Genomic DNA, 5,168 nt, shown 5'->3' with positions numbered 1-5,168 from the left:
GGCCCGTGTAGGGCTGGCCCGTGTAGGGCTGGCCCGTGTAGGGCTGGCCCGTGTAGGGCTGGCCCGTGTACGGCTGGCCCGCGTACGCGCCCGCCGGGTACCCGGCGTATGCCGCAGCCTGCTGCTTGGGCGGGGGAGTCTTCGACACGGCGCGTGCCGGATCGACCGCGTACGGGTCGCCGAGCTCGGCGTCGGTCGCGCCGTGCGCGCTGCGCTCGACGAAGCGGATCAGCGTCTGATCCAGCCCTTCGTACCGCATGCGGCTGTCGAGGTAGATGAGGGTCGCGCCGGTGCCCTGCACGACGAGCGTGATCGCCTGGACGGCGAGCACGAGGATCTGCGGAAGGATCGTCAGCGTCAGGACGGCGATCACCTCGCTCTCATCCGGAGACCCTGACGGCGCCATGACGCCGCCGAGCACACCCGAGATGATCGAGCCGGGCACGCTGACCACCTGGGCTGCCAGCCCCATGATCGCGCCGATCAGGAACATCACACCGAGTGCCGACCAGAAGCGACCGCGGATGAGACGCCACGACCGCACGAGCGCCGTGCCGAGCGGTGCCCTCTCGAGCACGAGGGCGGCGGGCACCACGAGCAGCTTCGTGCCCAGCCACACCACGAGCGGGATGCTCGCGAGCACGAGCAGCACGACGAGCCCCACCGCGAGGCCGATCGAGCCGCCCGAGAAGTCGCTGCCGGCCATGATGGCGATCGCCGCGGCGGCGACCGCCAGCATCCAGAGCAGCACGGCGAGGCCCTGCAGCAGCGCATAGCCGAACAGTCGCCAGAACGCGGGGCGCACGCGCGACCACAGCGACCGCAGCGGTGCCTTGCGGCCGAGCGCGGCGAAGGACACGTCGGCGGCCACGAGACCCTGCACGATCGAGGTGAAGGCGACGCTCGCGAGCGTGAGCACGATGCCGACCACGATGCTGATCGCGATGGTGCCGGCGATGATCGGCCCCTGATCCGGGGAGCCCGCCGGGACGCTCGCGATACGCGCCGCCGAGAAGCCGGCGACGAGCACGATCACGATCACGGCGATGGCGGTGATGCCGAACTGCACGGCCACGGCGAATCCGAACAGCACCTTCGGGTTGTGCCGCAGAGCGCTGAACGACCGCCCCAGGATCATCCCGAACGTCATCGGGTGCAACGGGATCGCACTCTTCTTCGGTGCGGGGGTCCAGGTCTGACCGCTCATTCGCACTCCCTCCCTGCGCCCTCCCATCGTGGCATACCGCCCGGGTGGGGCGCGTGCGACGGCCTCCGCGCGTGCAGCGCATTCTCAAGTAGGCTGATCCGAGCCGCCTCACAGGGCGCTGCCGATGCCGCACAGGGAAGAAAGCTGAGGCTGAGCGGAACATGACCTCTCGTATCCTCGTGGTCGACGACGACACGGCGCTCGCCGAGATGATCGGGATCGTGCTGCGCACCGAGGGCTTCGAGGCGCTGTTCTGCGCCGACGGCGCGCTGGCGGTCGACGAGTGGCGCTCCAGCCGCCCCGACCTGGTTCTGCTCGACCTGATGCTGCCGGGTATGGACGGCATCGAGATCTGCACGCGCATCCGCGCCGAATCCGGTGTGCCCATCATCATGCTCACCGCCCGCACCGACACGGCGGATGTCGTGCGCGGCCTCGAGGTCGGCGCCGACGACTACATCGTCAAGCCGTTCAACCCGAAGGAGCTGGTGGCACGCATCCGCACTCGTCTCCGCCCTGCACCGCAGACCGAGACCGAGGTGCTGCGGGTCGGCGACCTGACGATCGACGTCGACGCGCACGAGGTGCGCCGCGGCACCGCACCCATCGCGCTGACACCGCTCGAGTTCCAGCTGCTCGTCGCCCTGGCATCCAAGCCGCAGCAGGTCTTCTCACGCGAGATGCTGCTGGAGCAGGTGTGGGGCTACCACTACAAGGCCGACACGCGCCTGGTGAACGTGCACGTGCAGCGGCTGCGCGCGAAGGTCGAGCTCGACCCCGACAACCCCCGCATCGTGACGACCGTCCGCGGCGTGGGTTATCGCGCGGGCAGCGTCGGCTAGGTCCGATCGTGGCCGTGAATCCTCCGACGCGCGTCACCGCAGCGCTCTGGGGCGGGCCGCGCAGGTGGCCAGAGGTGCTCTCCGCCCTGTGGCGCACATCGATGCGGTTCCGCGCCACGGCGATCACACTGGTGCTCACCTCGCTCGCCATCTTCATCATCTGCGTCGTGATCGCGCTGGTGATCCGCGGCGACCTCTTCGAATCGCGCAAGGACGAAGCGCTGCACAACGCCCGAGCAGCGGTGTCGGCCGCGCAGAAGCAGCTCGACTCGGGACAGACCGGCGATGACCGCGCCACGATCGCCGCGGTGTGGGGCGAAGCGCAGCGCGTGCTGGGCCGGACGGCCTCGTCGAGCCGCATCGTCGGGTTCATCTCCTCGGCCCAGGGCGACGGCTACACGCCGACCGGCTTCCGCAGCCTCGAGTACTCGTCAGCACAGCTGGCGCTCAGCGACGAGCTGCGCACCCGCGTGAAGCAGGTGACGACCCGGCAAGCCTGGCAGTCGATCGCTCTGCCCCAGGCGGACGGCACCGACGCCGCGGGGATCGTCGTCGGCCAGCTGCTCGAGTTCCGCGGCGTGGGCACCTACGAGGTGTACATCGCCTACGACCTGGTGGACGCCGACGAGACCCTGCTCTTCGTACAGCGCACGCTGTGGTTCGCCGGAATCACGCTCGTCGCGCTGATCACCGGCATCCTGTGGCTGGTGCTGCGCTCGGTGTCCGCGCCGATCATCGAGGCGGCCGAGACCAGTGAGCGTCTCGCCGCGGGCGATCTGGAAGTGCGCCTGCCGGTGTACGGCGAAGACGAGCTCGCGAGCCTCGGGCGCTCGTTCAACGCGATGGCCGACAGCATCCAGAGTCAGATCAAAGAGCTCGCAGAGCTCTCGCTCGTGCAGCAGCGCTTCGTGTCGGACGTCTCGCACGAGCTGCGCACGCCGCTGACCACGATCCGCCTGGCCGCCGAGATGATCAACGACACCAGGGACGATTTCGATCCGGTCACCGCCCGCACCGCCGAGCTGCTGCACACGCAGGTGCAGCGCTTCGAGACGCTGCTGGCGGATCTGCTCGAGATCAGCCGGTACGACGCCGGATCGGTGCAGCTCGAGGTCGAGGCGACCAGTCTCGCCCAGCTCGCCGAGGAGATGGTCGATCAGATGCGCCCGCTCGCCGCCGGCCACGACACCGAGCTGCGACTGGTGGCGCCGGGCGGCTATTCACCCGTCGACATGGATCCTCGCCGCGTGCGCCGGGTGCTGCGCAACCTCATCGGCAACGCGATCGAGCACGGCGAGGGAGAGCCGATCGTGATCACCGTCGACAGCGATCAGCACGCGGTGGCGATCGGGGTGCGGGATTTCGGACTCGGCATGCGCCCCGAAGACGTCGAGCACGTGTTCGACAGGTTCTGGCGTGCCGACCCGTCGCGCAAGCGCACGATCGGCGGGACGGGACTGGGGCTCTCGATCGCGCTCGGCGACGCCAGACTGCACCGCGGCACGCTGGAGGTGTGGTCGGAGCTCGGCGTGGGCACGAACTTCGTGCTGACCATCCCGCGCAGCCCCGACGTCGAGATCGGTCGAGGTCCCGTCCCGCTGGAGCCGGCGGAGGGCTTCGTCGACGTCGTCGACGTCACCGAGCCGATCACCCTGCGCGGCGTGCACGACGAGGCGGAGCCGAGCACACCGGAGGATGAGTCCGCTCGCGCCCGCGACCTCGGCGAGAAGGGACGGCAGACATCATGAGCTCGCGCACCGGCATCCGCCGCCTGCCGGCGATCGCCGCAGCCTTCGCCGCCGCCCTCGTGCTGGCCGGCTGCACGGGTCTGCCCACCTCGGGCCCTCCCAACGCCGGGCTCGCGGTGGGGGAGGAGATCGAGGAGGCCCCGTTCTCGTTCCTCGCCGAGGATCCGGAGCCGGGGGCCGGCCCGGCCCGGATCGTCGAGGGCTTCCTCGACGCGTCCATGTCGCCGGCGGATTCGTGGGGGACAGCGCGGAAGTTCCTCACCGACGACTTCCAGAGCGCCTGGAAGCCCGACGCCGGCGTCACGATCGACAAGTCGGTCGAGGGCCGCGACTACGACTCGACGGCCGAATCGGATGACGAGGACGCGACGTCGGCGGAGGTCAGCGTCACGCTCGGGCAGGTCGCGAGCGTCGACGGCACCGGCGCCTACAGCGCCGACACGGGCGCGGCGACCGCCACCTACCGGCTCGTGCGCGAGCAGGGCGGCGAGTGGCGCATCGCCGAGGCGCCCGACGGCATCACGCTCGACATCGAGACGTTCGGGCAGGTCTACGAGAAGTTCTCGCTGAAGTACTTCGATCCGACCTGGACCCATCTCGTGCCCGATGTGCGCTGGTTCCCGCGCCGGGCCGCCATGGCGACGACGGTGGTGCGGGCGCTGATCTCGGGCGAGCCGAGCGAATGGCTCGCTCCGGCCGTACGGCCGTTCTCATCCGACGTCGAGATGGTCGGCGACTCGGTGACGGTCGACGCGTCGCAGGTGGCCTCCGTGCCCCTGAACCGTGCGGCGCTGTCCGCCTCGCCGACCGACCTGGCGCGGATGCGCACCCAGCTCGAGGCGAGCCTCGACGGCTCGGGGGTGAGCGAGGTGCGTCTGCTCGTCGACGGAGTGCCGCTCGACGCCGGTCGCATCACCGTCGACGACCCGATCATCGACCCGGGCGTGCTGGTGCTCGGCGACGAGATGTTCGGCACCGCCACGTCGGGCGGCAAGATCGCCGCGGTCAGCGGCCTCACCGCGCAGATCGCGAAGATCGTCGACCCGATCGCCGCCATCGACGTCTCGGCTGATGCGCAGCTGGCCTCGGTGCAGCTGCGGGACGGCCGGGTGTTCGCGGTGAGCGACGGCCACACGAACCAGGTCGACGGTCGCAGCGGGCTGATCGCCCCGTCGGTGGATCCGTTCGGGCTGATCTGGACGGTGCCGACCTCGAACCCCGCCGCGGTGCAGGTCTCGACCGCGCAGGCGAAGCCGTCGACGGTCGCCGACGCGTGGCCGTCGGCGGATGCCATCGGCCAGCTGCGCGTGTCGGCCGACGGCGCGCGGGTCGCCGCGATCGTCAGCTCCGGCGGTGAGCGCCGCCTCGTCG

4 protein-coding genes are annotated in these 5,168 nt (G+C 70.4%); 3 read left to right on the top strand and 1 reads right to left on the bottom strand.

What is annotated here, in order from left to right; all coding sequences use genetic code 11:
• Positions 1-1,207: hypothetical protein (locus tag RT309_RS13455; RefSeq protein ID WP_313357824.1), on the bottom strand; the 1,207-nt coding region annotated here is incomplete at its 3' end.
• A 161-nt stretch (positions 1,208-1,368) separates the two neighbouring features.
• On the opposite strand from RT309_RS13455, the gene mtrA reads away from it, so the two are divergent.
• From mtrA to RT309_RS13440, 3 genes are all read left to right on the top strand, one after another.
• On the top strand, positions 1,369-2,049 hold the full coding sequence (gene mtrA, locus RT309_RS13450) for an MtrAB system response regulator MtrA (protein WP_313357822.1): 681 nt from the start codon (positions 1,369-1,371) through the stop codon (positions 2,047-2,049).
• A gap of 14 nt (positions 2,050-2,063) precedes the next feature.
• A complete protein-coding gene (gene mtrB / locus RT309_RS13445) occupies positions 2,064-3,797 on the top strand; it encodes an MtrAB system histidine kinase MtrB (protein WP_313357820.1) in 1,734 nt (577 codons plus the stop codon).
• Positions 3,794-5,168: LpqB family beta-propeller domain-containing protein (locus tag RT309_RS13440; RefSeq protein ID WP_313357818.1), on the top strand; the 1,375-nt coding region annotated here is incomplete at its 3' end. The genes mtrB and RT309_RS13440, both read left to right, overlap by 4 nt.

It is taken from the genome of Microbacterium sp. (assembly GCF_032084865.1).
Lineage (GTDB): Bacteria > Actinomycetota > Actinomycetes > Actinomycetales > Microbacteriaceae > Microbacterium.
The sequence above is the reverse complement of the archived record's forward strand: the minus strand, read 5'-3'. Positions and strand labels throughout refer to the sequence as shown.